Here is a 22,810-nt window from a genome sequence, read left to right as displayed (position 1 = left end):
GGCGGCAACCCCGCCCGTCCTCAGCGCGAGGTCGCGGTGATCCCGAGCATCCGCTGCACCTCGGCCGGCCCGCCCGCCGCTGCGCCCGACAGCTCGCTCACCGGCACCGGCTTCGGCGGCTGCATGTTGATCGTCACCTCCTGCGCCTGCCCGCGCAGCAGCCGCTGCACCGCCGCCAGCACCGGCGCCACGGCCCCCGTGCCGCCCTGCATCGCCCCCGTCGCCTGATTGGCCCAGGCCTCACGGATCTGCCGCTCCGGCTGCCGCCGCTCCCGCGCCTCGGCCGCCGCCAGCCTTTGCAGCAGCGACTGGTCGAGATAGCGCATGGTGAGCGAGACCAGCCGGGCGGCGGCGAATTTCTCCTGCGTCGAACCCTCCGGCGCGATCCCGTCCATGGTCAGCGACAGGCCGAAGGCCCCCGCATCCCGCACGCCGAGCAGCATCCCGACCAGCTCCAGCCGCCCCGCCGCTTGGTCGACCCGGCTCTCCACCGAGAAATCCCCGGTCAGCGCCTGGTAGCCCAGCCGTTGCAGCCAGGGCGCGATCATTGGGAAGGGCTCGACCCTGAGCCCCTCCAGCGTGACCCGCCCGGTATCCGGCCCGCCCTGGCCGAGCGCCCCCGTCATCCGCATGGCGCCGAGCGAGCCGATCGCGGCATCGCCCTGCGTCACCGTCACCCCCTCGATGGCGGCGGTATAGGCCCCCGGCGGCCGCGGCGGCGTCTGCTTGTCGGCCAGCGCCGCGAGCGTCCCGGCGAGGTCGATCCCCTCCAGCGCCATGCGCGCCACCTTCACCCGGTCGGCGACGCCGCCGCCCTCCGGCACCAGCATGTCGAGCCCGGTGACGGTCGCCCGCCCCGCCCGCCCGGCGCGGTAGTCCTGCACCAGGATCTCGGCGATGCCGACCGGCCGTTCGCCCTGCACCGCCAACGCCTCCAGCCGCAGCAGGCCGAGGCTCATCTGGTCCGGCCGCATCGTCGCGCCCGGCGCCGGCCGCTGCACACTGAAATCGCGCAGCTCCATCCGCCCGATGGCGGTGACTTGGCCTTCCTTGGTGGTGAAGGTGAGGGTCTGCGCGGTGAGGGCGCCGATCGCATCCGCCCCCGGCCGTTCCACCACCATCTCCTGCGCGGTGATCCGCTCGCCCTCGCGCGTGCGGATTTCGGCTTCCCGCATCCGCGCCGCACCCGGCCCGGCCTCGGCCGCGCTGCGGTAGGATAGGCTCGTCCCCGGCCCGAGCATGGCGCGCAGCTGGCCGAGCGCCGCCGGCTCGTTCGGCGGCACCGGCGCGGGGGCGGCGGCCGGCGGCGTTGGGGCAGGGGAGGGCGCGGCCGGCGCCCCGCCATTGCCGAATTTATCGGCGCGCGGTGCGGGCGGCGCCGGGGGAGGGGTCTCGGCCCGCGGCGTCACCATCGGCGGCGGATTGGCGAATTTATCCACTTGCGGCGCTGCTGGCGGCGGAACGGGCGCGGGCGCGGGCCCGAACTTCCCGCCCGGCTCCTGCTGCGGCTGCGGTGCCCCCAGCGCCGGCGGCTTGCCCTGGGCGAGGGCGAAGCCACCCCCCAGCATCGCCACCATCCCGCCCAGCACCCCAACGCCCCGCAAGCCGCGCATTCCTGCCTCCGTCCAGATCATTGGGCCGGAGTGTCGCACGCCCGCGCCTGCATCGCCTGCAATTTTGCGCCACCGCGACGACTGCCCATCCCCTACCGCCCGCCCGGTACCGCGCCCATCTCCCGCCGTATGAGCAAGCTGCCCACCGCCCCGGGCTCCACCGCCGTCGCCGCCTTCCTCCAGCAGGTGGCGAGCCTCCCCGCCCGCCCGGCCAGCCACCGGCCGGGCCGGCTCGTCATGGCAATCGACGCCACCGCCTCCCGCCAGCCCACCTGGGACCGCGCCTGCCAGCTCCAGGGCGAGATGTTCGCGGCGACGCGCGCCCTTGGCGGCCTCCTCATCCGCCTCGCCTATTTCCGCGGCTTCGAGGAATTCGCCGCCACCCCCTTCCTCGCCGATGCCGGCGAGCTGACCCGCCGCATGACCGGCATCGCCTGCCTCGGCGGCCAGACCCAGATCGGCCGTGTTTTCCAGCACGCGCTGGCCGAGACGAAGCGCGACCGCGTCCACGCCCTCATCCTCATCGGCGATGCGGTGGAGGAGCCGCTGGACCCGCTATGCCACCAGGCCGGCCAGCTCGGCCTGCACGGCACGCCGATCTTCGCCTTCCACGAGGGTGGCGACCCGCGCGCCCGCGACGCCTTCCGCCAATTCGCCAAACTCTCCGGCGGCGCCTACGCCCCCTTCGATTCCGCCAGCGCCGCGACGCTGGCCGAACTGCTGCGTGCCGTCGCCGTCTATGCCGCCGGCGGCCGCGCCGCCCTGGCCCAACTGCCAGGCCAGGCCGCCCGTCGCATCGCCGGCCAGCTCCCCGCGCCCGGCTGATGGCTTGGCTCGCCCTCGGCGCGCTGGCGCTGCTCCTTGGCCTCTGGCTGCTGCGCGCCTTCGCCGAGGCCTCCCCTGCCGCCATCCGCAAGGCGGGACTCTGGCTGCTCGCCCTGCTCGGCGGCGGCCTCGTCGCCCTCCTCCTGCTCAGCGGACGCGGCGCCCAGGCGCTCTGGGCACTGGTCTTCTTCGGCCCGGTGCTCTGGCGCCGCATCGGCGGCTGGATCGCCGCCCGCCGCTTCGCCCGGCCGGCCGATGACGCCAGCACCGTCGAGACGGCGACGCTGGCGATGCATCTCGACCATGTCACCGGCACCCTCTCCGGCCGCATCCTCCGTGGCGCCCAGGCCGGGCGCGACCTGGCGAGCCTCGACCTCCCCGCCATCCTTGCCCTCGTGGCGGAGTGCCGCACCGCGGACCCGGAGAGCATCCCCCTGCTCGAGACCTGGCTCGACCGCACCCATCCCGGCTGGCGCGACGCCGCCTCCGAGCCCATGGAGAGCGGCCCGATGACCCGCGCCGAAGCCCTTGCCATCCTCGGCCTCGCCGAAGGCGCCGATGCGGAAGCGATCCGCGCCGCCCATCGCCGCCTGATGCAGAGCGCCCATCCCGACCGCGGCGGCAGCGACTGGCTGGCCGCCCGCGTCAACCAGGCCCGCGACATCCTGCTCGGCTAACGAACATCGGTGCCCGGCCGGCGTTGGCCTCCCTTCACCCACCGAAGGGAGCAGCCCGATGACCAAGCCCAAAGGCAGCGACGACCGCAACGGCCAGCTCGGCGAGACCGAATTCCGCCAGGGCAACCGTGGCCAGCCCGCGACCGGCGAGAAGGACGCCCGCGGCCTCACCCGCGACAAGACCCTGCTCCAGGAAGAGGACGAGGCCCCGGTCCCCGGCGATGCCGCCCGCGGCCCCTGGGCCGTGGACACCACCCCGAAGGGCGATTGATCCGCACGCGCGGCATCGTGGGGCGGGCATAACTTGCCCCGCCCCCATCCCGCATGGCATCCCTCCGCCCGAGCGCCGCAACCGCGGTGCGCCTGACGCCACCCGAGAGGGAGACTCCCGTGCCCGCCAAGAAGCCGCTGAAGAAGGCCGTCCTGCCCGTCGCCGGCCTCGGCACCCGTTTCCTCCCTGCCACCAAGGTGATGGCGAAGGAAATGCTCCCGGTCGTGGACAAGCCCCTCATCCAATATGCCGTTGAGGAGGCCCGCGCCGCCGGCATCGAGGAATTCTGCTTCGTCACCGGCCGCGGCAAGGTGATGCTGGTCGACCAGTTCGACGTCGCCGTCGAGCTGGAGCGCACGCTGACCGAGCGCGGCAAGCAGAAGGAGCTCGACATGCTCCACGCCCAGGCGGTGCAGCCCGGCTCGATCATCACCACCCGCCAGCAGGTCCCACTCGGCCTCGGCCACGCGATCTGGTGCGCCCGCGCCTTCATCGGCGACGACCCCTTCGCCATCCTTCTGCCCGACGACCTGATGCAGTGCGAGGTCTCCTGCACGAAGCAGCTGGCGGACGCCTATAACGAGACCGGCGGCAACGTCGTCGCCGTCGAGGAAGTGCCGCGCGAGATCGTCAACCGCTACGGCGTCATCGACCCCGGCACCACCACCGGCAAGCTCGTCGAGGTCAAGGGCCTGGTCGAAAAACCCCCCGTCGAGCAGGCGCCCTCCAACCTCACCGTCATCGGCCGCTACGTGCTGATGCCCGAGGTCATCGGCCATCTGTCCAAGATGGAGCGCGGCGCCGGCAACGAGATCCAGCTCACCGACAGCATGGCGAAGCTGATCGGCACCCAGCCCTTCCACGGCGTGCTCTACGAGGGCAAGCGCTTCGACTGCGGCGACAAGGCCGGCTACCTCGAGGCGCAAATCGCCTTCGCCCTCGCCCGGCCGGACATGGCACCCGCCATGCGCGGCATCCTCCAGCGCTACGCCTAAGGGTCACGCGATGTCCGTCTTCCATCACGAATTTCACGGCACCGTCCTCCGCGAATACGACATCCGCGGCATCATCGGCGAGACGCTGCAACCCGAGGACGCCTTCGCCATCGGCCGCTGCTTCGGCTCGATCGTCGTGCGCAAGGGCGGCACCAAGGTCGCGGTGGGCTATGACGGCCGCCTCTCTTCCCCCGATCTCGAGCCGCAGCTCGTCGCCGGCCTCCGCGCCTGCGGGCTCGAGGTGCTGCGCATCGGCCTCGTCGCCACGCCGATGCTCTACTTCGCCAGCCATGCGCTGGCCGCCGACGGCGCGGTGATGGTGACGGGCAGCCACAACCCGCCGAACTACAACGGTTTCAAGATGATGCTGGGCCAGAAGCCCTTCTACGGCCCGCAGATCCAGGAGATCGGCCGCATGGCGCGGGACGGCGATGTCGTCCCCGTCGCCACCGAGGGCACCGACCGCCCGGTCGAGATCATGGCCGACTACGTCGCCCGCGTGATGCAGGACTACGATGGCGGCACCCGCCCCCTCAAGGTAGTGTGGGACCCGGGCAACGGCTCCGGCTGCGAGGTGACGAAGGTGCTGGCCGGCAAGCTGCCCGGCGAGCACACCGTCATCAACGGCGACGTGGACGGCACATTCCCCAACCACCACCCCGACCCGACCGTCGCCAAGAACCTTGAGCAGCTCATCGCCGAGGTTGCCCGTACCAAGGCCGATCTCGGCATCGCCTTCGACGGCGACGCCGACCGCATCGGCGTGGTGGACAATGAGGGCCACATCCTCTTCGGCGACCAGCTCCTCATCATCCTGGCCCGCGACGTCCTCAAGTCGAAGCCCGGCGGCACCATCATCGCCGACGTCAAGGCCAGCCAGGTGCTGTTCGACGAGGTGGCGAAGGCCGGCGGCACGCCGTTGATGTGGAAGACCGGCCACTCGCTCATCAAGACCAAGATGGCCGAGACCGGCAGCCCGCTCGCCGGCGAGATGTCCGGCCACATCTTCTTCGCCGACAAGTGGTACGGCTTCGACGACGCGCCTTACTCGGCCATCCGCCTGCTCGGCATCGTCGCCCGGATGCAGGGCAGGCTGAGCGAGGTCCGCGCCGCCCTGCCGCAGGTCATCAACACGCCGGAGCTGCGCTTCGACTGCGCCGAGGACCGCAAATTCCAGGTGGTGCAGGAGGTGAAGCAGCGCCTCGCCGCCTCCGGCGCCAAGGTGCAGGATGTGGACGGCGTCCGCGTGCTGACGGATGACGGCTGGTGGCTGCTGCGCGCCTCCAACACCCAGGCGGTTCTGGTCGCCCGCTGCGAGGCCTCGAGCGAGGCCGGCCTTGACCGGCTGAAGGCCCTGCTCGCCGAGCAGCTGACGGCCAGCGGCCTGCCCGTTCCCGACTTCTCCGCCGAGAACGCCGGCCACTAAGGCCGGGCGTGCTGCTCTTCCTCTACGGCAGCCTGCTCGACCCCAAGGTGCTCGCCCGGCAATCGGGTGAGCGCCGTCTCGCCCGTCGCCTCCGCCCGGCAGTGCTGGCGGACCATGCCCGCCGCCCTCTCCGCGGCACGCCCTACCCGACCCTGATCCGCCAGCCCGGCGCCGTCACCGCGGGCGCCTTGCTGCGCCCCAGCCCCGCCGCCCTCCACCGTCTCGCCGCCTATGAGGGCGCCGAATACCGCCTCACCCCCGTCCGCCCGCTGACGCCCCGCGGCCCGGTCCACGCCCATGCCTGGATCGCCCCGCGCTGGCGGGCCGGCTAAAGCGGGCTCCGTTCGGGCTGGCTCACGAAGACCGCTCTAGCTTGTTGTTTTGTCCAGCAATTGTCTCCGACCAGCTGATTCCATCCGATCGGAGTTCGCTCTAACGCTCAGGCCGGCAGCGCCACCCGCTCCGGCACTGCGCGCAGCCATTCATCCAACGCCTCCGCCGACATCGGCCGCCCGATGAAGAAGCCCTGCGCCTCCTCGCAGCCCAGCCCGGCCAGGAGGTCGAGCACCGCCGCGCTCTCCACCCCCTCGGCCACCACCCGGTAGCCGAGCCCCCGCAACATCCCGATCATCGCCGCGACCAGGGACCGCCGCCGCGCATCCTCCGCCATGTCCTGGATGAAGCTGCGGTCGATCTTCACCACCTTCGCCGGCAGGCGCTGCAGATAGGCGAGGCTGCTGTAGCCCGTGCCGAAATCGTCGATCGCCAAGCTGATGCCGAGGCCGGCCAGCGCCTCCAGCGCCGTGAGCGCCTGGCCGGCGTCGGCCATGACCGCGCTCTCGGTCAGCTCGAGTTCCAGCGCGTCCGCCTCAAGGCCGTGCTGCAGCAGGCCCTGGCTCACCCGCTCGGCGAAATCCAGCTCGGCGAGGTTGGTCGCCGAGATGTTGACCGAGAGCCGCAGCCCGATCCCGGCCCGACGCCAGGCGGCAAGCTGCGCCATGGCCTGTTCCAGCACCCGGGCCGTCGCCGCCCGGGCCATGGAGGTCTGCTCGACCAGCGGCATGAACTCGCCCGGCGAAACCTCGCCCAGCACCGGATGCCGCCAGCGCAGCAGCGCCTCCGCCCCGACGCCGCGGCCGCTCGACAGCTCCACCCGTGGCTGAAAAACGAGGCGGAGCTGCTCCGGCTGCTCCAGCGCCTCGGCAAAGGCGGCGAGCAGGGTGAAGCGCCGGCGATGCGCCGCATCCTCCGTCGAGCAATAGATGTTGACGACCTGCCCCACCAGCCGAGCATCCTGTGCCGCGCTGTGCGCCGTCCGCAACACGTCCTGCGGCTCCGTCTCGCCGAGCAGGAAGGGCGCGATGCCGGCGCTGACGCCGATGAGGAAGCGCCCGTCCGAGCCGTCCCGGATGCCTTCCAGCGCCTCGGCGAGGCGCGCCGCATAGCCCCTCGCCTCTGTCCCCGGCCGGGCGAGGAAGGCGAATTGCGTGGCGGCGACGTGGTAGGCCTTGCGCCCGGACCCCATCGCCTGCCGTAGCCGGCCGGCCACGTCCCGCACCCGCGCGTCGAGGAAGTCCGAGCCGAGCACGCGCACTGCCTGGTTGATCTGCTCCGGACTCGCCAGGTCGACCAGCACGGCGAGGCGCGGCTCCGGCTCCGGCCGGTCGCGCGCCATGTCCCCGAGATCCTCGATGAATTGCAGCCTGTTGGGCAGGCCGCTCAATGGATCGATGCGGCCGAAGGCATGCTGCAACTCGATCTGTGCCATCACCATGGCGGCGAGATCGCCGAGCGCCTGCATCTCGGCGGCGCTGGTCTCGCGCGGCTCGGTCCCGAGGACGCACATGGCGCCGAGCCCGTGGCCCTCGCGCGTCACCAGCGGCGCGCCGGCATAGAAGCGGATGCCGGAGCGGGCCAGGAGGCTGTCCCGGTAGCAGGGATCGCCCTGCAGGTCCTTGATTAGCAGCGGCGCACTGGTTTCGGCGACCTCGGCGCAGGGTGCCCGCTCACGCGGGATGGACCAGTGTTCGACCCCGATGCGGGACTTGAACCACTGACGGTCGAGATCGGTGAGGGAGACCGCTGCGATCGGCAATCGGAAGAGTTGCGCCGCCATGCGTGTGATGCGGTCGAAGGCCTCGCTCGACGGGGTGTCAAGCAGATCGAGCTGCCGCAACGCGTCGAGGCGTGCGGCCTCGGTGGTCCCTGGCATACAAGTTCCTCGCTGCCGTCCGGCTTTTTCGTATACGAAGTATTCCAACAGCCATAATCATCACGACAAGATTTACGGCAGGTTATCGCAGCAAGGTTACGCAGGCCAATCGGGGGCACTGGCATGCTGCTCCGCGCATTGACGCGGCGGGCCCTCGATCCTTACCTTGTTCACCGGATGTACGAGGGTTCAAACCATTGATGTACCCGCCGAAGATGCCGCTCGGGGCGGCCGTCGGCACGTCCCTGGCCGGGCTCGACAACCGCGCCGCCACCATCCTGCGCGAACTGGTCGAGATCTATGTCACGACCGGGGAGCCGGTTGGCTCGCGCACCCTCTCGCGCCGCCTGCCCCTCGGCCTCTCTCCTGCCTCCATCCGCAACGTCATGGCCGACCTGGAGGAGGCCGGGCTGCTCTACGCCCCGCACACCTCCGCCGGCCGCCTGCCGACCGAGCGTGGCCTCCGCCTCTTCGTCGACGGCCTGCTTGAATTCGGCGACCTCAGCGAGGAGGAGCGGGGCGAGATCGCCGCTCGCTGCGCCGCCTCCGGCCGCTCCATGCAGGAGACGCTGGGTGAGGCAGGGCAGATGCTCTCCGGCCTCGCCGGCGCCGCCGGTCTCGTTGTCGCGCCGAAGTCGGAAGGCACCGTCCGCCACATCGAATTCGTCGGCCTCGGCCCCGGCCGCGCCCTGGTGGTGCTCGTCACCGCCGATGGCCGGGTCGAGAACCGCGTCATCGACGTGCCCCCCGGCCTGCCGCCTTCCGCCCTGGTGCAGGCGAGCAACTACCTGAACGCCCGCCTCGCCGGCCGCTCCCTCGACGAGGCGCGGCTGCATGTCAGCGAGGAAATCTCCGCCAACCGCACCGCGCTCGACGCGCTGACCAACCAAGTGGTGGAATCCGGCCTCGCCACCTGGGCCGGCGGCGGCGGCGGCAGCCTCATCATCCGCGGCCAGGCCAAGCTTCTGCAGAATCTCGACCAGGCCGCCCGCCTCGCCGAGATCCAGGCGCTGTTCGAGCGGCTGGAGGCGCAGGAGACGGTGCTGCGCCTGCTCGACCTCGCTCAGCGCGGCCAGGGCGTGCAGATCTTCATCGGCGCCGAGAGCGGCCTCTTCGACAGCGCCGGCCTCTCGATGGTGGTCGCTCCCTTCCGCAACGGCCAGGAGAAGATCGTCGGCGCCATCGGCGTCATCGGCCCGACGCGCATCAATTACGGTCGGGTCATACCCGTGGTCGATTACACCGCGCGCGTGATCGGTCGGCTGCTGGGCTGACCCAGGGAACGGGGAACGCATCCGTCCCTCTGGCTTTGTGGCCTCGGTTCCGCCGTCAAGGAGTGGGCAAGGCGTCCATGCGACACCTCACCCATCCCGGCGGGAACCCACCCCGCCACTACGGATGGACCGCATCGTGACCTTCCGACCCAGCCTGTTCCGCAGCTTCTTCCTCGGCGGCTTCGAATGCTCGACGCATCGCCGCAACGACGGACGCCGGCTCGACCTCATCGCCGCCACCCGGCACGACCTGCTGGCCGAGGAGGATTACCGCCAGGTCGCCGAGCACGGCATCCGCGCGGTGCGCGATGGCGTACGCTGGCACCTCGTCCAGGCCGCCGGCCCCGGCCAGTATGACTGGTCGCCCGTGCAGCCGCTGCTCCAGGCTGCGAGCCGCACCGGCACCCAGGTTGTCTGGGACCTTTGCCATTATGGCTGGCCGGACTGGCTCGACTTCTACTCGGACGACTTCGCCCCGCGCTTCGCCGAATACGCGGTGCGCTTCGCCGAGCTGGCCCGCGCCGAGACCGGCCAGGCGCCGACCCTCTGCCCGCTGAACGAGATCTCCTTCCTCGCCTGGGCCGGCGGCGAGACCGGCCACTTCAACCCCTGCAGCCGCGGTCGCGGGCCGGAGGTGAAGCGCCAGGCCGTCGCCGCGACGCTGGCCGCCACGCGCGCCATGCGCCAGGCCGTGCCCGGCACCCGGGTCTTCGCGGTCGAGCCGCTGATCAACACCGTCGGGCGCCCCAATGTGGTGGAGGACATCGCCCCCTCCGAAGCGCGCAACGCCGGCATGTGGGAGGCCTGGGACATGCTGCTCGGCCGGCAGGAGCCGGAACTCGGCGGCAGCGAGGACGTGCTCGACGCCATCGGCGTGAATTTCTACTGGAACAACCAGTGGTGGCTGCATGAGGGCCGCGACGCCGCCCCACTCTCCGTCTTCGACGAGCGCTGGGTGCCGCTGCGCGAGCTGCTGGCCAAGGTGCATAACCATTTCAAGCGGCCCATCTTCGTCGCCGAGACCAGCATCGAGGGCGACCGCCGCGCCCTCTGGCTGCGCTACGTCGCGGAGGAGGTGCGCGAGGCCATCCGCGCCGGCGTGCCGGTGGAGGGCATCTGCCTCTACCCCGTGCTCAGCCATCCGGGCTGGGACAATGACCGCTACTGCCCGAACGGCCTCCTGGAGATGGAGCCGAAGCATGGGCGCCGCCCGGTCCATGCCCCGCTGGCGCGGGAGCTGCGGCGGCAGCAGCAGGACTTCGCCGAGTTCTTCGGCGAGCGCTCCGAAGCAGCGGCCTGAGGCAGGCGCCTCGGGCAGTCCGAACTGAGCTTCATCGCTTGCGGAAGCGTGACCGGCCGGGGCACAACCCCGCCCGAAGGAGTGCATCACATGTCTGAGAGTGCGACTGCCCCCGCCGCGGTGAACGGCGTTGCCGACGCTGCGCCGACCCTGCCGCCGCTCTACCGCCAGCTCGAAGGGCTGACCGCGGAGCGCCACCGGGCGCTCCGCCTGCGCGATGCCGGCTACGGCTTCGCCGCCGCCGCCAGCGCCGTGCCGCTCGCCGCCGAGGAATTCACCATCGCAGCGCGCAGCCTCGCCATTGTCTTCGCCGCGCAGGCGCCGCACATGCCGGTCGCGCTCACCGGGCTGACCTCGGGGACCAACCTCTTCGTCGATGCCGGCGGGGCCTGGAAGATCGGCGCCTATGTGCCGGCCTATCTTCGCCGCTACCCGTTCTTCCTGCTGCGCGTCGCGCAGGACTCCGACGAGCTCGCCCTCTGCATCGACCCGGGCGCGCCGCAGGTGAGCGACAGCGCGGGCGAGCCGCTCTTCACTGCCGATGGCAAGCCGGCGCCGCAGCTCGAGCGCGCCTTCGCCTTCACCAAGTCGGTGGAGGAGGCGATGCTGCGCACCCGCACCATGACGCAGCGGCTGGCGGAATTCGGCCTGCTGAAATCCTCCGTCGTGCAGTTCGAGCAGCACGGCAAGCCGGTGCGCATCGACGGCTTCTTCGCGGTCGACCGGCCGACGCTCGCCGCCCTGCCGCCCGAGCAGCACGGCAAGCCGGTGCGCATCGACGGCTTCTTCGCGGTCGACCGGCCGACGCTCGCCGCCCTGCCGCCCGAGCAGCTGGCCGAGCTGCGCGACAACGGCTGGCTCGAGGTGATCTACGCCCATCTCCTCTCGATCGGCGGCATCCCCGACCTGGCGCGCGACATTAGCGCCTAGATGGACGACGGGCGGCGAGGGGGCTAACAACCGGTCAAGGTCTCCATCGGGAGGAACCATGACCCGCCGCCGTCACCTGCTGGCCGCCGCCGGCCTCCTTGCCGTCACCGGCCAGACCCAGGCGCAGCCGCGCCTCCCCAGCCTCTACATGTTCATCCCCGCCGGGCCGGGCGGGGGCTGGGACGGGCTCGGCCGGGCCATCGAGCAGGTCGCGCGGCAGGCGGGCCTCGTCGGCAGCTTCCAGTTCGAGAATGTCGGCGGCGCCGGCGGCTCGGTCGGGCTGCCGCGCTTCGTCAGTCAGCGGCGCGGACGGCCGGATGCGCTGATGGTCACCGGCTCGATCATGGTCGGCGCGACGCTGACCAACAAGACGCCGGTCGGCATGAAGGACCTCACGCCGGTCGCGCGGATGACGGAGGAGGCCGGCGTCGTCGTCGTGCCCGCGAGTTCCGACATCAAGGACATCAAGGGCCTGTTCGAGGCGCTGAAGGCCAATCCCGGCGGCACCTCCATCGCCGGCGGCTCGGCGGGCGGGACGGACCACATCACCCTCGGCCTCATCCTGAAAGCGCTCGGCCGCTCGGCGAAGGAGGGCTCCTACGTCGCCTTCGCCGGCGGCGGCCCGGCCCAGGCGGCGATCCTCGGCGCACAGGTGAAGGCCGGCATCTCCGGCTATTCGGAGTTCGCCGAGCAGATCAAGTCCGGCCGCATGCGCGCCCTCGCCACCACCGGCGAGCAGCGCCTCGACCCGTCCATCCCGACGCTGAAGGAAAGCGGCGTCGATGTTGTGATGACCAATTGGCGCGGCGTCTTCGCCCCGCCCGGTATCCGCCCCGACGCGCGCGACAAGCTGGTCGCGCTGATGACGGAAATCCACGCGCTGCCGGCCTGGACGGAAATGCTGAAGACGCGGGAATGGGCGGATGCCTTCCTCACCGGCGACGCCTTCAGCGCCTTCCTCGCCCAGGACGTGACGCAGACCGAGGCGGTGCTGAAGGAGATCGGGCTCGCGTGACCCGACGCGGCACCGGGCCCGACCTGGCAGTCGGCGCCTTCGTCCTGCTGCTCGGCGCGCTCGCGCTCTGGCAGACGAGCGTGATCCCGGCCTCGCCGATCTACGCCCAGGTCGGCCCGAAGGCCGTGCCCTATGGGGTCTCAGCCGGGCTCTTCGTGCTCGGCGCGGGGCTGGTGGCGAGCGCGCTCCGCGGCGGCTGGTCGCACACATTGGAGGAGGTGCAGGAAGCGCCGCCGACCAACTGGCGCTCGCTCGGTCTGCTTCTGGCGGGGCTCGCGGCCAATCTCGTGCTGATCGGCCCGCTCGGATTCTCCGTCGCGGCAAGCGCACAATTCGTGCTGGTGGCCGCCGCCTTCGGCTCCCGCCACCTGCTGCGCGACCTGGTGCTGGCGCTGGTGCTGACCCTGCTGGTCTGGTTCCTCTTCGTCGAACTGCTCGGCGTCAATATCGGCGCGGGCGTGCTGGAAGGCCTCGTGCTGCGCGCCCTCGGGCAAGAGGTGATGTGATGATGGACAGCATCGCCGGCCTCCAGCTCGGCTTCGCCAACGCGCTGACCCTCGGCAATCTCGGCTGGGCGCTGCTCGGCTGCTTCCTCGGCACGGCGATCGGCGTGCTGCCCGGCATCGGCCCGGCGCTGACCATCGCACTGCTGCTGCCGATCACCTTCAAGGTCGAGGCGACGGGCGCCTTCATCCTGTTCTGCGGCGTCTTCTACGGCGCGATGTATGGTGGCTCCACCACCTCGATCCTGCTGAACACGCCGGGCGAGAGCGGCTCCATCATCACCGCGCTCGAAGGCGCGAAGATGGCGCGCAACGGCCGCGCCGGCCCGGCGCTGGCCACGGCCGCCATCGGCAGCTTCGTCGCCGGCACCATCGGTACGCTCGGCATCAGCTTCCTCGGCCCCGTCGTCGTCGACCTCGCGCTGAAGCTCGGCCCGGCCGAGTATTTCTCGCTGATGCTGCTCTGCTTCGTCACCGTCTCGGCGGTGCTCGGCGGCTCGGCGCTGCGTGGCCTCACCAGCCTCTTCTTCGGCCTGCTCCTGGGCCTCGTCGGCATCGACCTGCAGACCGGCCAGCCGCGCATGACGCTCGGCGTGCCGGAGCTGCTGGACGGGGTGAACGTGGTGCTCGTCGCCGTCGCGCTCTTCGCCGTCGGCGAGACGCTCTACATGGCCTGGCGGCATACCAATGCGGCGCCCTCGGTGCGCCAGGTCGGCAGCATCATGATGACGCGCCAGGACTGGAAGCGCAGCATCGGCCCCTGGTTCCGCGGCTCGCTGCTCGGCTTCCCCTTCGGCGTGATGCCGGCGGGCGGCACCGAGATGCCGACCATGCTCAGCTACTATGCCGAGCGGAAGCTGGTGAAGCCGGAGCACGCGAAGGAGTTCGGCACGACGGGCGCCATCGAGGGCGTGGCGGGGCCGGAGGCAGCCAACAACGCGGCGGCGGCAGGCATCCTCGTCCCCATGCTCACCCTAGGCCTGCCGACCTCGGCGACGGCGGCGATCATGCTGAGCGCCTTCCAGAGCTACGGGATCAATCCCGGCCCCCTGCTTTTCGAGCAGCAGGGCGCGCTGGTTTGGACGCTGATCGCCAGCCTCTACATCGCCAACATCATGCTAGTGGTGCTGAACCTGCCGCTGGTCGGGCTCTGGGCGCGCATCCTGAAGATTCCCCAGCCGCAGCTCTATGCCGGCATCCTGGTCTTCGCGACCATCGGGACCTACGGCATCAGCAACAGCGTGACCGACCTGGTGCTGCTCTACGTCATCGGCATCATCGGCATGTTCATGCGGCGCTTCGACTTCCCGACCGCGCCGGTGGTCATCGGCATGATCCTCGGCCCGATGGCGGAGCAGGCAATGCGCCAGGCCCTGACCATCAGCGAGGGCGACTGGACCACCTTCCTCACCCGGCCGGTCTCGCTGGCGATCCTGATCCTCGCCCTGGTCGCGCTGGTGGGGCCGCGGCTCTACGGGCGCCTGGTCAACCGAGCGCCTTGACCGCCGCCTCGCAGGCGGCTGCCGCCTCCACCCAGCCCGCCCGCGCATTCGGCAGGCCGGAGAAGTCGAGCGGCCGCCCAATCGTGAGCCTGACCTTCCCCGGCCTTGGCAGCCGGCGGTCGGCCGGCCAGGCGGCATGGCACCCCTCCAGCCGGCAGGGCACCACCGGCACCGGCAGCCCCGCCACCAGCGTGCCGATGCCGGGCTGGAAGGGCGCCATCGTCCCATCGCGGCTGCGCGTCCCCTCGGGGAAGAGGATGTAGACCAGCCGGTCTTCCACCAGCCGCTCGCGCAGCGTGGCGATCTCCCCGGCGCGCGTCCGCTTCCGCCAGACCGGCAGCGCATTCACCGCGTAGGCGGCGAACAGGGCCGTGGCCCCGGTGCGGAAGAATACATCCCCCGCCGCCAGCGCATGCGCCCGCCGCCCCGCCTCGCCCTGGAGGATGCTGCCGAGCGCCAGCGTATCCAGATGGCTGCAATGATTGGCGATGAGGACGAAGGGCGGGGTGGCCGGCAGGTTCTCCCGCCCCGTCACCTCAAGCCGATGCGCCAGCCGCAGATAGGCGCCGACCCCGCCGCGCCAGAGCGAGCGCAGCACCTGGCTGCCGAGCCCGGCCTCGCGCGCATGGCTCCGCAGCCGCTCACCAGGGGCGAGGCCGAGATCGCGGGCCGGGCGCAGCCGGAACTCCATCACCCGCCCCCGGTGATGAGCCGCGCCGGCGCCTCGAGGCCGATGCCGACGCTGTAGTGGATGAAGTGGAAGGCCGCCGGCGCCACCAGCAGCAGGCTGTTGAACCGGTCCAGCACCCCGCCATGGCCCGGCAGCAGCACGCCCATGTCCTTGATACCGAGGTCGCGCTTGATGGAAGAGAGCATCAGGTCGCCGCACTGCCCGGCGATGCTGACGATAGCGCCGAAGAGCAGCAGCAGCGCCGGATGCTCCATCGGCGTCCCGGCGAAGATCGCCCCCGCCAGCAGCGCGACCACGACCGAGGTGGTGAGCAGCGCCCCGAGCGCGCCGGAGAGCGTCTTGTTCGGGCTGGTCGCCGGCAGCAGCTTCCGCCCGCCGATCAGCTTGCCGAAAGTGAAGGCGGCGACGTCGTTCAGCGCGACCGCCGTCAGCAGCAGCAGCACGATGGGCCGATAGCCCGGATCATTCGCCATGTAGCCGAGATGCGCGAGCCCGGCGCCGAACAGCATGAAGGCGAAGATGCCGAGCGCCGTCCGCTGCACATAGCCCGCCGGCCGGTCGAGCGGCAGCGAGGCGATGGCGATGACGCCCACCGTCAGCGGCCAGAGCGCCACGAAGAAGCCGTACCAGTGGTCGAGCGCCGCGAAGTTCACCAGCAGAATGCCGAGCACCACGACGCCGACGATCAGGTATTCGCGGAACAGCCCCGTCGCCCGGTCGTATTCGCGCAGGCAGGCGAGGCCGAGCAGGGTGACGGCGCCGATGGTCCAGACCCGGCCGAGCAGCACCGGCCCCAGCATCAGCGGCAGCAGGATGCACCAGGAGCCGAGGCGCAACCACAGCTCCCGCCGCAGCGCCAGCGAGGCGCGGCCGGTGACCGACAGCAGCCCGATCACCGCCGCCGCCAGCAGCAGCAGGCCGAGCGTCGCGCCGACGATCCAGACCGTGACGGGATGGGCGAAGGCCGTGCTCATGCGGCGAGCCGAAGCGCGGCACGGCGGAGGCGGAGCCAGGCGGTCAGCGCCGAGAGCAGCGCGATGGCGGCAAGGACGACGACCGCCAGATGTGTCTCGCCGATCCGCTGCCATCCAACCGGCGTGACGGCACAGAAGATGGCGAGCCCCGTCACCACCGCCATGCGGTGCTGCTTCGCCATCGGCCCGCCGAAATCGCTCGGCGCCCCGGCGCTGCGGACGGTGACGCGCACGTAAGCCGTCGCCATCGCCGCCAGCGCCGCGGCGAGGCCGAGCGCCACGGCCCCATCAGCGGCGATGCCGAGCCCCACCAGCACGGCCGTGTCGGAAACCCGGTCCGGCACCTCGTTGTAAAGCTCGCCCACCGGCGAGGCGACACCGCGGCCGATGGCGACCATGCCGTCCAGCAGGTTGGCGGCGAGTCTCGCCTGCACCAGCAGCGCCGCCAGCAACCAGAGCGGCCGCGCTGCCTCCGGCCACCAGGCGATGCCCGCCAGCGCCAGCCCGGCGCCGATCCCCGCCGCCATGCCCGCTATCGAGATGCCGTTGGGCGAAGCCCCACGCCGGATCAGCCAGCCCGCGACGCGCGCGGCCGGCGCCGTCTCCCGTGCCGCGATCGGCCTCCGGTCGCCACTCTGCATCGCTACTCCGCGGCCTGCGCCATCTTCCAGTCGCCATGCGCCGCACGCGACAGGCCAAGATGGTCGCGCAGCGTCGGGCCGGAATAGTCTTTGCGGAACAAGCCCCGGCGTTGCAACTCCGGGACGACAAATTGAACGAACTCGGCATAGGTGCCGGGAACGTGCGTCGCGGAGATGACGAAGCCGTCGCAGGCGCCGCCCGCGAACCAGGCCTCCAGCTTGTCCGCCACTTCCTTCGGCCCGCCGACCATGTCCATTTTCGGCCGGCCGCGGCCGCTGCCGGTGATGAAGTCGCGCACCGTCGGGTTCTTCTTCCCCGTCGCCTCGACGACGCGGTCGCGGATCGCCTGCAAGCCCTGGATGCCGGCCATCTCCTCGTCGGTGAAGGGCTCGTCCATGCCCTTGCTGGCGAAGTCGAAGTTGAGCGCTTCGGAAAGCAGCGAAAGCGCGTCGATCTCCAGGGGGAGCTTCTCGATCAGTGCCGCGCGATCCTCCGCCTCGGCCTTCGTGGCGGCGCAGATCGGGTTGCAGAGCGTGGCCACCTTCACCGAGGCGGGGTCGCGCCCCGTGGCAGCGACCATCGCCTTGAACGCATCGTAGTCGCGCTTGCCGGAGGCGATGTCGTGATAGGCGACGAAAACCAGCTCTGCCCAGCGCGCCGAGAATTTCTTGCCCCGCCCGCTGCTGCCCGCCTGGATCAGCACCGGCCGCCCCTGCGGCGAGCGCGGCACGGTGAAGGGCCCGCGCGAGTTGAGGAACCTCCCCTTGTAATCCAGCCGGTGCACCTTGTTGCCGTCGCCGAAGCGCCCGCTCGCCTTGTCGACGATCAACGCGTCGTCCTCCCAGGCATCCCAATGCCCGAGCACCACCTCGACGAACTCATCGGCGCGGTCGTAACGCGCGTCATGCGCCATCATCTCCGCATGGCCCATATTGGCCGCCTCCCCGTCATTCAACGAGGTGACGACATTCCAGGCGGCGCGGCCATTGCTCATCAGGTCGAGCGTCTGGAATGTGCGGGCGACGTGATAGGGCTCGAAATAGGTGGTCGATGCGGTGGAGCCGAGGCCAAGGCGTTGCGTCGCCGCCGCCATCATCGTCAGCACCACCACCGGGTCTAGCTTCACGCAGCGGATGCCGTGCTCGATCGTGTGATGATGGTCGGAGCCGTAGCGGTCCGGCATGGAGAGCCGGTCGTCGAAGAAGGCGAGGTCGAATTTCCCTGCCTCCAGGATGCGCCCGATCTCCTGGTAGTAGTCGGCGGAGAGGAAATCCGTCCGGCTCTCCGGATGCCGCCAGGACGAGGCGAGGTTGGTGCAGTTCTGCGCCTGCAGAAAGCCGACAAGATGCATCTGACGCATGGCCCGTTCCCCTCCGTGTTGACGGGAAGCCTCGCCCCCGGGCGGGCCGCGGTCAATGCTGGCGGCAGCGGGAGAGGGTGCTAGCATCCCATCCGGGGAGATGTCCGGCATGCGATTGGCCCTGTGCAACGAGGTGCTGCGCGAGCTGCCTTTCGCCGCGCAATGCGCGCGGGCGGCGGCGCTCGGCTATGCCGGTCTGGAAGTGGCTCCCTTCACCCTTGATGCCGAGGCACCGCACCTCCTGCCCGCCCCGCGCCGCACGGAGCTGCGCCGCGCCGCGGCCGAGGCCGGCATCGCCCTCAGTGGCCTCCACTGGCTGCTGGTGGCGCCGGCGGGCCTGTCCATCACCACCGCCGACCCGGCGACCCGCGCCCGCACCCTCGACGTCATCGAGCGGCTGATCGCCCTCGCCGCCGATCTCGGCTGCGCCTATCTCGTCCACGGTTCCCCGGCCCAGCGCCGGGTCGAGGCCGAGGGCGACGCGGCCCGGGCCGAGGACGCCATGGCCCGCATCGCCGCTTGGGCCGCCGCCTCGAACCTCACCTACTGCCTGGAACCCTTGGCCGCGCGCGAGGCCAATTGGGCAGTGACCGTCGCCGAGGCCGCCGCCATCGTCGAGCGCATCGGCAGCCCGGCGCTGCGCACCATGCTCGACGTCTCGGCCCCCGGGAATGGCGAGGCCGAGCCCGCCGATGCCCTGCTGGAGCGCTGGCTGCCGACCGGCCTCCTCGCCCATATCCACCTGAACGACCGCAACCGCCGCGCGCCGGGGCAGGGGAGGGACAGCTTCGCCCCGATCCTCGCCGTGCTCCGCCGGCAAGGCTATGCCGGCTGGTGCGGCGTCGAGCCCTTCGATTACGTGCCGGACGGGCCCGGCGCCGCCGCCTTCGCCGCCGGCTATCTCCAGGGCGTGCTGGAAGGATTGGCATGACCGCCCCCCGCTTCCGCATCATCGAGGTCGAGCGGCGGGAATGGCCCTTCCGCCTCCGCCTGCCCTTCCGCTTCGGCGTCATCACCGTCACCGAAGGCCGGCAGACGGTGGTCCGCGCCCGCATCCGCGACGAGTCCGGCCGCGAGGGTTGGGGCGTCGCCGCCGAATCCCTCGCCGCCAAGTGGTTCGACAAGGACCCCGCGCTCAGCGACGCGCAGAACGAGCACCAGCTCCGCCGCTCCCTCGAACTCGCCGGCGAGGCCTCGCTGGCCGTCGGCGAGGCCACCGCCTTCGGCCATTTCGCCAACACTTATGCGGCTCATGTCGATGCCTGCGGCCGCGAGGCGCTGAACCCCCTGGTCGCCAGCTACGGCCGCTCGCTCGTCGACCGCGCCGCCCTGGATGCGCTGCTGAAGCTGCACGGCACCTCCTTCTTCGCCGGCATGCGCACGAATATCGGCGGCATGGCCCCGCATGCCGTGGCACCCGACCTCGGCGGCTTCGATTTCGCCGCGATGCTGTCGGGCCTCACACCCGCACGCCGCATCCAGGCCCGGCACACGGTCGGCCTGGTCGATCCCATCACCGCCGCCGACCAGTCCACGCGCGTCGATGACGGCCTGCCGGAGACGCTGGAGGAAGTCGCCGCCACCTACCGCCATGCCTGGTGGAAGCTGAAGGTCGCCGGCGACATCGCGGCCGATGTCGACCGCCTCTGCCGCATCGCCGCTGTGCTCGACCGGCGGCCCGGCTACCACGTCTCGCTCGACGGCAACGAGCAGTATGCCGATGCCGAGGGCGTCGCCGCGCTCTGGCAGGCGATGGTAGCCGAGCCCCGCCTGAACCGCCTCTGCGCCGCCGTCGCCTATATCGAGCAGCCGGTGAAACGCGCCCGCGCGCTGGAGACGCGGATGGAGGCCCCGCGCCCCGTTATCATCGACGAGAGCGACGGCGCGCTCGGCGCCTTCGTCCAGGCACGCGGCCTCGGCTATGCCGGCGTCTCGTCGAAGGCCTGCAAGGGCATCTGGCGCTCGCTCGTCAACCTCGCCCGCTGCCGCCAATGGGGAGACGGATACTTCATGACCGGCGAGGACCTGACGACGCTCGCCGGGGTCTGCGTGCAGCAGGACCTCGCGCTGGTGGCGCTGCTCGGCCTCACGCATGTGGAGCGCAACGGCCACCACTTCGTCGACGGCTTCAACGGCCGCCCGAAGGCCGAGGCCGTGCGCTTCATGGAGGCGCACCCGGACCTCTACGCCGATACCCCGCGCGGCCCCCGCCTCGCCATCCGCGAAGGCGCGCTGGACCTCGGCTCGCTCGACGTGCCGGGCCTCGGCGCGACGGTGGAGCCGGATTACGCCGCCATGCAGCCCATGCCAAAGGCCGCATGGCCCGACTGACGGAGGAGATGACCATGCCGACGAGACGCCACCTGGCGGCACTGCCACTGCTCGCCGCGCCCGGCCTCGCGCGGGCCCAGGCCTGGCCGGCCCGGCCGGTCACCGTCATCGTGCCCTGGGCCGCGGGCGGCGGGGCGGACACCGTCACCCGCATTTTCGTCCAGGGCCTGGAGCGGGAGCTGAACCAGCCCGTCAACGTCGTCAACCGCACCGGCGGCAACGGCGTCACCGGCCATGCCGCCATCGCAAACGCCGCGCCGGATGGCTACACGGTCGGCACCGGCACATCCGAATTCGCCAATTTCCGTGCCCTCGGCCTCGCCGAATTCGGACCGGAGAATCTCGATCTGCTCTCGCGGCTCGCCACCATCCCGGCCGGCGTGACGGTGCGGACGGAAGCGCCGTGGCACGACTTCAAGACCTTTGCCGCGGCATTGAAAGACGGGCGGAAGGGCAGCATCACCGGTTCCGGCGTCGGCGCCGGCGGCTCCTGGCACCTGGCGGCAGCCGGAATGGCGCGCAAGCTCGGTCTGGAAGCGGACCGCATCCGCTGGATCCCGAGCACCGGCGGCGCCCCCGCCCTGCAGGACCTCGTCGCGGGCGGCATCGGCGTCTTCACCGGCTCCCCGGTCGAGGCGCAATCCCTGGCCTCGGCCGGGCGCGTTCGCATTCTCGCGGTGATGGGCGAGCAGCGCATGACCATCCTGCCCGACGTGCCGACGCTGAAGGAAAGCGGCCTCGACTGGGCCTATGCCAACTGGTTCGCTTTGGTCGCGCCGCGCGGCATCCCGGCGCCGGTGCGCACCGCGCTGCTGGCGGCCGCCGAACGCGCCCATGCCCGGCCGGAGGTGCGGGAGATGATGCAGGGCCGCGGCATCGTCCCCGTCTGGGACGGACCCGAGGCCTTCACCCGCTTCGCTGTGCAGTTTGCCGAAACCTCCGGCGTGCTGCTGCGCGAACTCGGCCTCGCCCGCGCCTCATAGCAGGTCGATGAACAGCCGCGAGGACTGCTCGCGAATGCGCGCCCCGATGCCGCGCCGCTCCCACTCCTTCAGGCTGACGGGACGGGCGCGGCCGAACTCGCGCGCGAGCAGGCGCTCCAACGTCGTGGCGGTGTCGCGGCCGAGGATGATCGCATCTACCTCGTTGTTCCAGGCGACGCTGCGCCGGTCGAAGTTGGAGGAGCCGACCGCCGACCACACACCGTCCACCACCGTCAGCTTGCCGTGCAGCACGCCGTCAGTGACCTCGTAAATCTTCACCCCGGCCTCCAGCATGTCGTCATAGGCGGCATGCTGGGCGTTCAGCGCCTCCTGGCTGTCGCTGACGCTCGGCAGCAGCAGCCGCACATCGACGCCGCGACGGGCGGCGGCGCGCAGCACGCGGCGCTGCTGCCAGGTCGGCACGAAATAGCCGGTGCAGAGCCAGATCCGCTCGCGCGCCGCCTCCAGCGCCGTCACCAGGGCGATGTAGTAGCGCGGCTTCCGCTCGCCCGGCTCGCTGCCGAGGATGCGGATGCGCGCCGGCCCGACCTCGGCGAGGCGCGGGAACCAGGGGCGGGGCGCCAGCCTCTCCCCATGCTGCTTATCCCAGGTCTCGAAGAACAGGCGCTGCATGGCGCCGACGGCCGGACCCTCGATGCGGATTGAGGTGTCGTGCCAGCAGGCAGCCTCCGTGTCGGCCGGCATGGTGCCGGTGCCGCAGGGGTTCTGGTAGACACGGTCGAGGTTGACGCCACCCATGATGCCGATGCGGCCATCCACCACCAGCATCTTGCGGTGGTCCCGGTCATTCGGCCTCCACCCGCGCTTCGCGGCTGTCGGGTCGAGCGGATGGAATTCCAGCGTCCGCGCCCCCGCCGCCCGCAGCGGCGACAGGTCCGTCCCGAGCGAGCCATAGCCGTCATGGATGATGGTGACGGCGACGCCCTGGGCCATCTTCACCTGCAGCAGCTCGAAGAGCGAAGGCCCCTCGACGCCGGGGATGCGGACATCCTGGAAGATGTAGAATTCGATGTTCACATGGTCCCGTGCCGCCGCGATGGCCCGGAAGGTGGCCTGGAACATGGCGACGCCGCCATCCAGCACCTCCACCCGGTTGCCGCCGAGCAGCGGGGCGCCATCCAGCGCCTCGGCGAGCAGCAACTGACGTTCCATGGGGTCCGAGGGCCCATCGGGCAGCACCGGGATCGCCGCGCAGCCTGAAAGCCCCGCCGCCGCTAGCAGCCCAAGGTCGCGCCGTCCGGTACGCATATGCTCCATGCCGGACG

General features: G+C 71.2%; 22 protein-coding genes. 15 read left to right on the top strand and 7 right to left on the bottom strand.

The annotated features are described in order from the left end of the window. Positions 1 to 20: 20 nt before the first annotated feature. Complete coding sequence (locus EP26_RS16780) at positions 21 to 1,613, bottom strand: hypothetical protein (RefSeq protein ID WP_043340139.1); 1,593 nt, start codon at positions 1,611 to 1,613, stop codon at positions 21 to 23. Positions 1,614 to 1,742: 129 nt separating this feature from the next. On the opposite strand from EP26_RS16780, the gene EP26_RS16775 reads away from it, so the two are divergent. The 6 genes from EP26_RS16775 (at position 1,743) to EP26_RS16750 (ending at position 6,139) form a co-directional block, all read left to right on the top strand. After that, on the top strand, positions 1,743 to 2,438 hold the full coding sequence (locus EP26_RS16775) for a hypothetical protein (protein WP_043340138.1): 696 nt from the start codon (positions 1,743 to 1,745) through the stop codon (positions 2,436 to 2,438). Further along, positions 2,438 to 3,115 carry a J domain-containing protein gene (locus EP26_RS16770; protein WP_043340199.1) on the top strand — a complete coding sequence of 226 codons (678 nt, stop codon included), beginning with the start codon at positions 2,438 to 2,440 and terminating at the stop codon, positions 3,113 to 3,115. Before EP26_RS16775 ends, EP26_RS16770 begins: the two co-directional genes overlap by 1 nt. A gap of 58 nt (positions 3,116 to 3,173) precedes the next feature. Next, the gene (locus EP26_RS16765; protein WP_043340137.1) at positions 3,174 to 3,386 is read left to right on the top strand and encodes a hypothetical protein; all 213 of its coding nucleotides are present in this window, start codon (positions 3,174 to 3,176) and stop codon (positions 3,384 to 3,386) included. Positions 3,387 to 3,505: 119 nt separating this feature from the next. Further along, on the top strand, positions 3,506 to 4,381 hold the full coding sequence (gene galU / locus EP26_RS16760; protein WP_043340136.1) for a UTP--glucose-1-phosphate uridylyltransferase GalU: 876 nt from the start codon (positions 3,506 to 3,508) through the stop codon (positions 4,379 to 4,381). Positions 4,382 to 4,391: 10 nt separating this feature from the next. After that, on the top strand, positions 4,392 to 5,807 hold the full coding sequence (pgmG, locus tag EP26_RS16755) for a phosphoglucomutase/phosphomannomutase PgmG (RefSeq protein ID WP_043340135.1): 1,416 nt from the start codon (positions 4,392 to 4,394) through the stop codon (positions 5,805 to 5,807). An 8-nt stretch (positions 5,808 to 5,815) separates the two neighbouring features. Beyond that, complete coding sequence (locus EP26_RS16750; protein ID WP_052389293.1) at positions 5,816 to 6,139, top strand: gamma-glutamylcyclotransferase family protein; 324 nt, start codon at positions 5,816 to 5,818, stop codon at positions 6,137 to 6,139. Positions 6,140 to 6,246: 107 nt separating this feature from the next. Here the strand turns inward: EP26_RS16750 and EP26_RS16745 are convergent, their stop codons facing one another. Then, positions 6,247 to 8,019: a putative bifunctional diguanylate cyclase/phosphodiesterase gene (locus EP26_RS16745; protein ID WP_043340133.1), complete on the bottom strand. Its 1,773-nt coding sequence runs from the start codon at positions 8,017 to 8,019 to the stop codon at positions 6,247 to 6,249. A 200-nt stretch (positions 8,020 to 8,219) separates the two neighbouring features. On the opposite strand from EP26_RS16745, the gene hrcA reads away from it, so the two are divergent. The 6 genes from hrcA (at position 8,220) to EP26_RS16715 (ending at position 14,543) form a co-directional block, all read left to right on the top strand. Next, the gene (gene hrcA / locus EP26_RS16740; RefSeq protein ID WP_052389292.1) at positions 8,220 to 9,293 is read left to right on the top strand and encodes a heat-inducible transcriptional repressor HrcA; all 1,074 of its coding nucleotides are present in this window, start codon (positions 8,220 to 8,222) and stop codon (positions 9,291 to 9,293) included. A gap of 136 nt (positions 9,294 to 9,429) precedes the next feature. Then, a complete protein-coding gene (locus tag EP26_RS16735; protein WP_245624433.1) occupies positions 9,430 to 10,593 on the top strand; it encodes a beta-glucosidase in 1,164 nt (387 codons plus the stop codon). 90 nt (positions 10,594 to 10,683) lie between these two features. Next, positions 10,684 to 11,523 carry a SapC family protein gene (locus EP26_RS16730; RefSeq protein WP_043340130.1) on the top strand — a complete coding sequence of 280 codons (840 nt, stop codon included), beginning with the start codon at positions 10,684 to 10,686 and terminating at the stop codon, positions 11,521 to 11,523. 58 nt (positions 11,524 to 11,581) lie between these two features. Further along, positions 11,582 to 12,538 carry a Bug family tripartite tricarboxylate transporter substrate binding protein gene (locus tag EP26_RS16725; RefSeq protein WP_043340129.1) on the top strand — a complete coding sequence of 319 codons (957 nt, stop codon included), beginning with the start codon at positions 11,582 to 11,584 and terminating at the stop codon, positions 12,536 to 12,538. Continuing rightward, on the top strand, positions 12,535 to 13,044 hold the full coding sequence (locus EP26_RS16720; protein ID WP_043340128.1) for a tripartite tricarboxylate transporter TctB family protein: 510 nt from the start codon (positions 12,535 to 12,537) through the stop codon (positions 13,042 to 13,044). Before EP26_RS16725 ends, EP26_RS16720 begins: the two co-directional genes overlap by 4 nt. Then, on the top strand, positions 13,044 to 14,543 hold the full coding sequence (locus EP26_RS16715) for a tripartite tricarboxylate transporter permease (RefSeq protein WP_456303880.1): 1,500 nt from the start codon (positions 13,044 to 13,046) through the stop codon (positions 14,541 to 14,543). The genes EP26_RS16720 and EP26_RS16715 overlap by 1 nt, the downstream gene beginning before the upstream one ends. On the opposite strand, the gene EP26_RS16710 is transcribed toward EP26_RS16715, so the two are convergent. The 4 genes from EP26_RS16710 to EP26_RS16695 are packed head-to-tail and all read right to left on the bottom strand — an operon-like array spanning position 14,527 to position 18,210. Continuing rightward, complete coding sequence (locus EP26_RS16710) at positions 14,527 to 15,234, bottom strand: lysophospholipid acyltransferase family protein (protein WP_043340126.1); 708 nt, start codon at positions 15,232 to 15,234, stop codon at positions 14,527 to 14,529. The genes EP26_RS16715 and EP26_RS16710 overlap by 17 nt on opposite strands. Then, the gene (locus tag EP26_RS16705; protein ID WP_043340125.1) at positions 15,234 to 16,208 is read right to left on the bottom strand and encodes a phosphatidate cytidylyltransferase; all 975 of its coding nucleotides are present in this window, start codon (positions 16,206 to 16,208) and stop codon (positions 15,234 to 15,236) included. Before EP26_RS16705 ends, EP26_RS16710 begins: the two co-directional genes overlap by 1 nt. Beyond that, positions 16,205 to 16,849: a CDP-alcohol phosphatidyltransferase family protein gene (locus EP26_RS16700; protein WP_043340124.1), complete on the bottom strand. Its 645-nt coding sequence runs from the start codon at positions 16,847 to 16,849 to the stop codon at positions 16,205 to 16,207. The genes EP26_RS16705 and EP26_RS16700 overlap by 4 nt, the downstream gene beginning before the upstream one ends. A gap of 2 nt (positions 16,850 to 16,851) precedes the next feature. After that, positions 16,852 to 18,210 (bottom strand): LLM class flavin-dependent oxidoreductase, encoded by a 1,359-nt coding sequence (locus EP26_RS16695; RefSeq protein WP_043340123.1) that lies wholly within the window; start codon positions 18,208 to 18,210, stop codon positions 16,852 to 16,854. 109 nt (positions 18,211 to 18,319) lie between these two features. Between EP26_RS16695 and EP26_RS16690 the strand changes: the two genes are divergently transcribed. The 3 genes from EP26_RS16690 to EP26_RS16680 are packed head-to-tail and all read left to right on the top strand — an operon-like array spanning position 18,320 to position 21,524. Then, positions 18,320 to 19,141, top strand: coding sequence for a sugar phosphate isomerase/epimerase family protein (locus EP26_RS16690; protein WP_043340194.1), 822 nt, complete (start codon positions 18,320 to 18,322; stop codon positions 19,139 to 19,141). After that, on the top strand, positions 19,138 to 20,541 hold the full coding sequence (locus EP26_RS16685; protein ID WP_043340122.1) for an enolase-like domain-containing protein: 1,404 nt from the start codon (positions 19,138 to 19,140) through the stop codon (positions 20,539 to 20,541). Before EP26_RS16690 ends, EP26_RS16685 begins: the two co-directional genes overlap by 4 nt. Positions 20,542 to 20,555: 14 nt before the next feature. Next, on the top strand, positions 20,556 to 21,524 hold the full coding sequence (locus EP26_RS16680; RefSeq protein ID WP_169747423.1) for a tripartite tricarboxylate transporter substrate binding protein: 969 nt from the start codon (positions 20,556 to 20,558) through the stop codon (positions 21,522 to 21,524). Here EP26_RS16680 and EP26_RS16675 read toward each other — a convergent pair. Further along, positions 21,519 to 22,793, bottom strand: coding sequence for a phospholipase D-like domain-containing protein (locus EP26_RS16675; protein ID WP_169747422.1), 1,275 nt, complete (start codon positions 22,791 to 22,793; stop codon positions 21,519 to 21,521). The two genes, EP26_RS16680 and EP26_RS16675, sit on opposite strands and share 6 nt — an antisense overlap. Between the last annotated feature and the right edge of the window lie 17 nt (positions 22,794 to 22,810).

This window comes from Belnapia moabensis DSM 16746 (assembly GCF_000745835.1).
Lineage (GTDB): Bacteria > Pseudomonadota > Alphaproteobacteria > Acetobacterales > Acetobacteraceae > Belnapia > Belnapia moabensis.
This window is presented reverse-complemented; position numbering and strand designations above follow the sequence as displayed.

Excerpts from the sequence above, each read along its gene's own strand:
- EP26_RS16685 (WP_043340122.1), top strand. The coding sequence starts at position 19,138 with ATGACCGCCCCCCGCTTCCGCATCATCGAGGTCGAGCGGCGGGAATGG.
- hrcA (WP_052389292.1), top strand. The coding sequence starts at position 8,220 with ATGTACCCGCCGAAGATGCCGCTCGGGGCGGCCGTCGGCACGTCCCTG.
- EP26_RS16710 (WP_043340126.1), bottom strand. The coding sequence starts at position 15,234 with ATGGAGTTCCGGCTGCGCCCGGCCCGCGATCTCGGCCTCGCCCCTGGT.
- EP26_RS16725 (WP_043340129.1), top strand. The coding sequence starts at position 11,582 with ATGACCCGCCGCCGTCACCTGCTGGCCGCCGCCGGCCTCCTTGCCGTC.
- EP26_RS16745 (WP_043340133.1), bottom strand. The coding sequence starts at position 8,019 with ATGCCAGGGACCACCGAGGCCGCACGCCTCGACGCGTTGCGGCAGCTC.
- EP26_RS16700 (WP_043340124.1), bottom strand. The coding sequence starts at position 16,849 with ATGCAGAGTGGCGACCGGAGGCCGATCGCGGCACGGGAGACGGCGCCG.
- EP26_RS16715 (WP_456303880.1), top strand. The coding sequence starts at position 13,044 with ATGATGGACAGCATCGCCGGCCTCCAGCTCGGCTTCGCCAACGCGCTG.
- EP26_RS16680 (WP_169747423.1), top strand. The coding sequence starts at position 20,556 with ATGCCGACGAGACGCCACCTGGCGGCACTGCCACTGCTCGCCGCGCCC.
- EP26_RS16770 (WP_043340199.1), top strand. The coding sequence starts at position 2,438 with ATGGCTTGGCTCGCCCTCGGCGCGCTGGCGCTGCTCCTTGGCCTCTGG.
- EP26_RS16705 (WP_043340125.1), bottom strand. The coding sequence starts at position 16,208 with ATGAGCACGGCCTTCGCCCATCCCGTCACGGTCTGGATCGTCGGCGCG.
- EP26_RS16675 (WP_169747422.1), bottom strand. The coding sequence starts at position 22,793 with ATGCGTACCGGACGGCGCGACCTTGGGCTGCTAGCGGCGGCGGGGCTT.
- EP26_RS16695 (WP_043340123.1), bottom strand. The coding sequence starts at position 18,210 with ATGCGTCAGATGCATCTTGTCGGCTTTCTGCAGGCGCAGAACTGCACC.
- EP26_RS16780 (WP_043340139.1), bottom strand. The coding sequence starts at position 1,613 with ATGCGCGGCTTGCGGGGCGTTGGGGTGCTGGGCGGGATGGTGGCGATG.
- EP26_RS16730 (WP_043340130.1), top strand. The coding sequence starts at position 10,684 with ATGTCTGAGAGTGCGACTGCCCCCGCCGCGGTGAACGGCGTTGCCGAC.
- EP26_RS16775 (WP_043340138.1), top strand. The coding sequence starts at position 1,743 with ATGAGCAAGCTGCCCACCGCCCCGGGCTCCACCGCCGTCGCCGCCTTC.
- pgmG (WP_043340135.1), top strand. The coding sequence starts at position 4,392 with ATGTCCGTCTTCCATCACGAATTTCACGGCACCGTCCTCCGCGAATAC.
- EP26_RS16765 (WP_043340137.1), top strand. The coding sequence starts at position 3,174 with ATGACCAAGCCCAAAGGCAGCGACGACCGCAACGGCCAGCTCGGCGAG.
- EP26_RS16690 (WP_043340194.1), top strand. The coding sequence starts at position 18,320 with ATGCGATTGGCCCTGTGCAACGAGGTGCTGCGCGAGCTGCCTTTCGCC.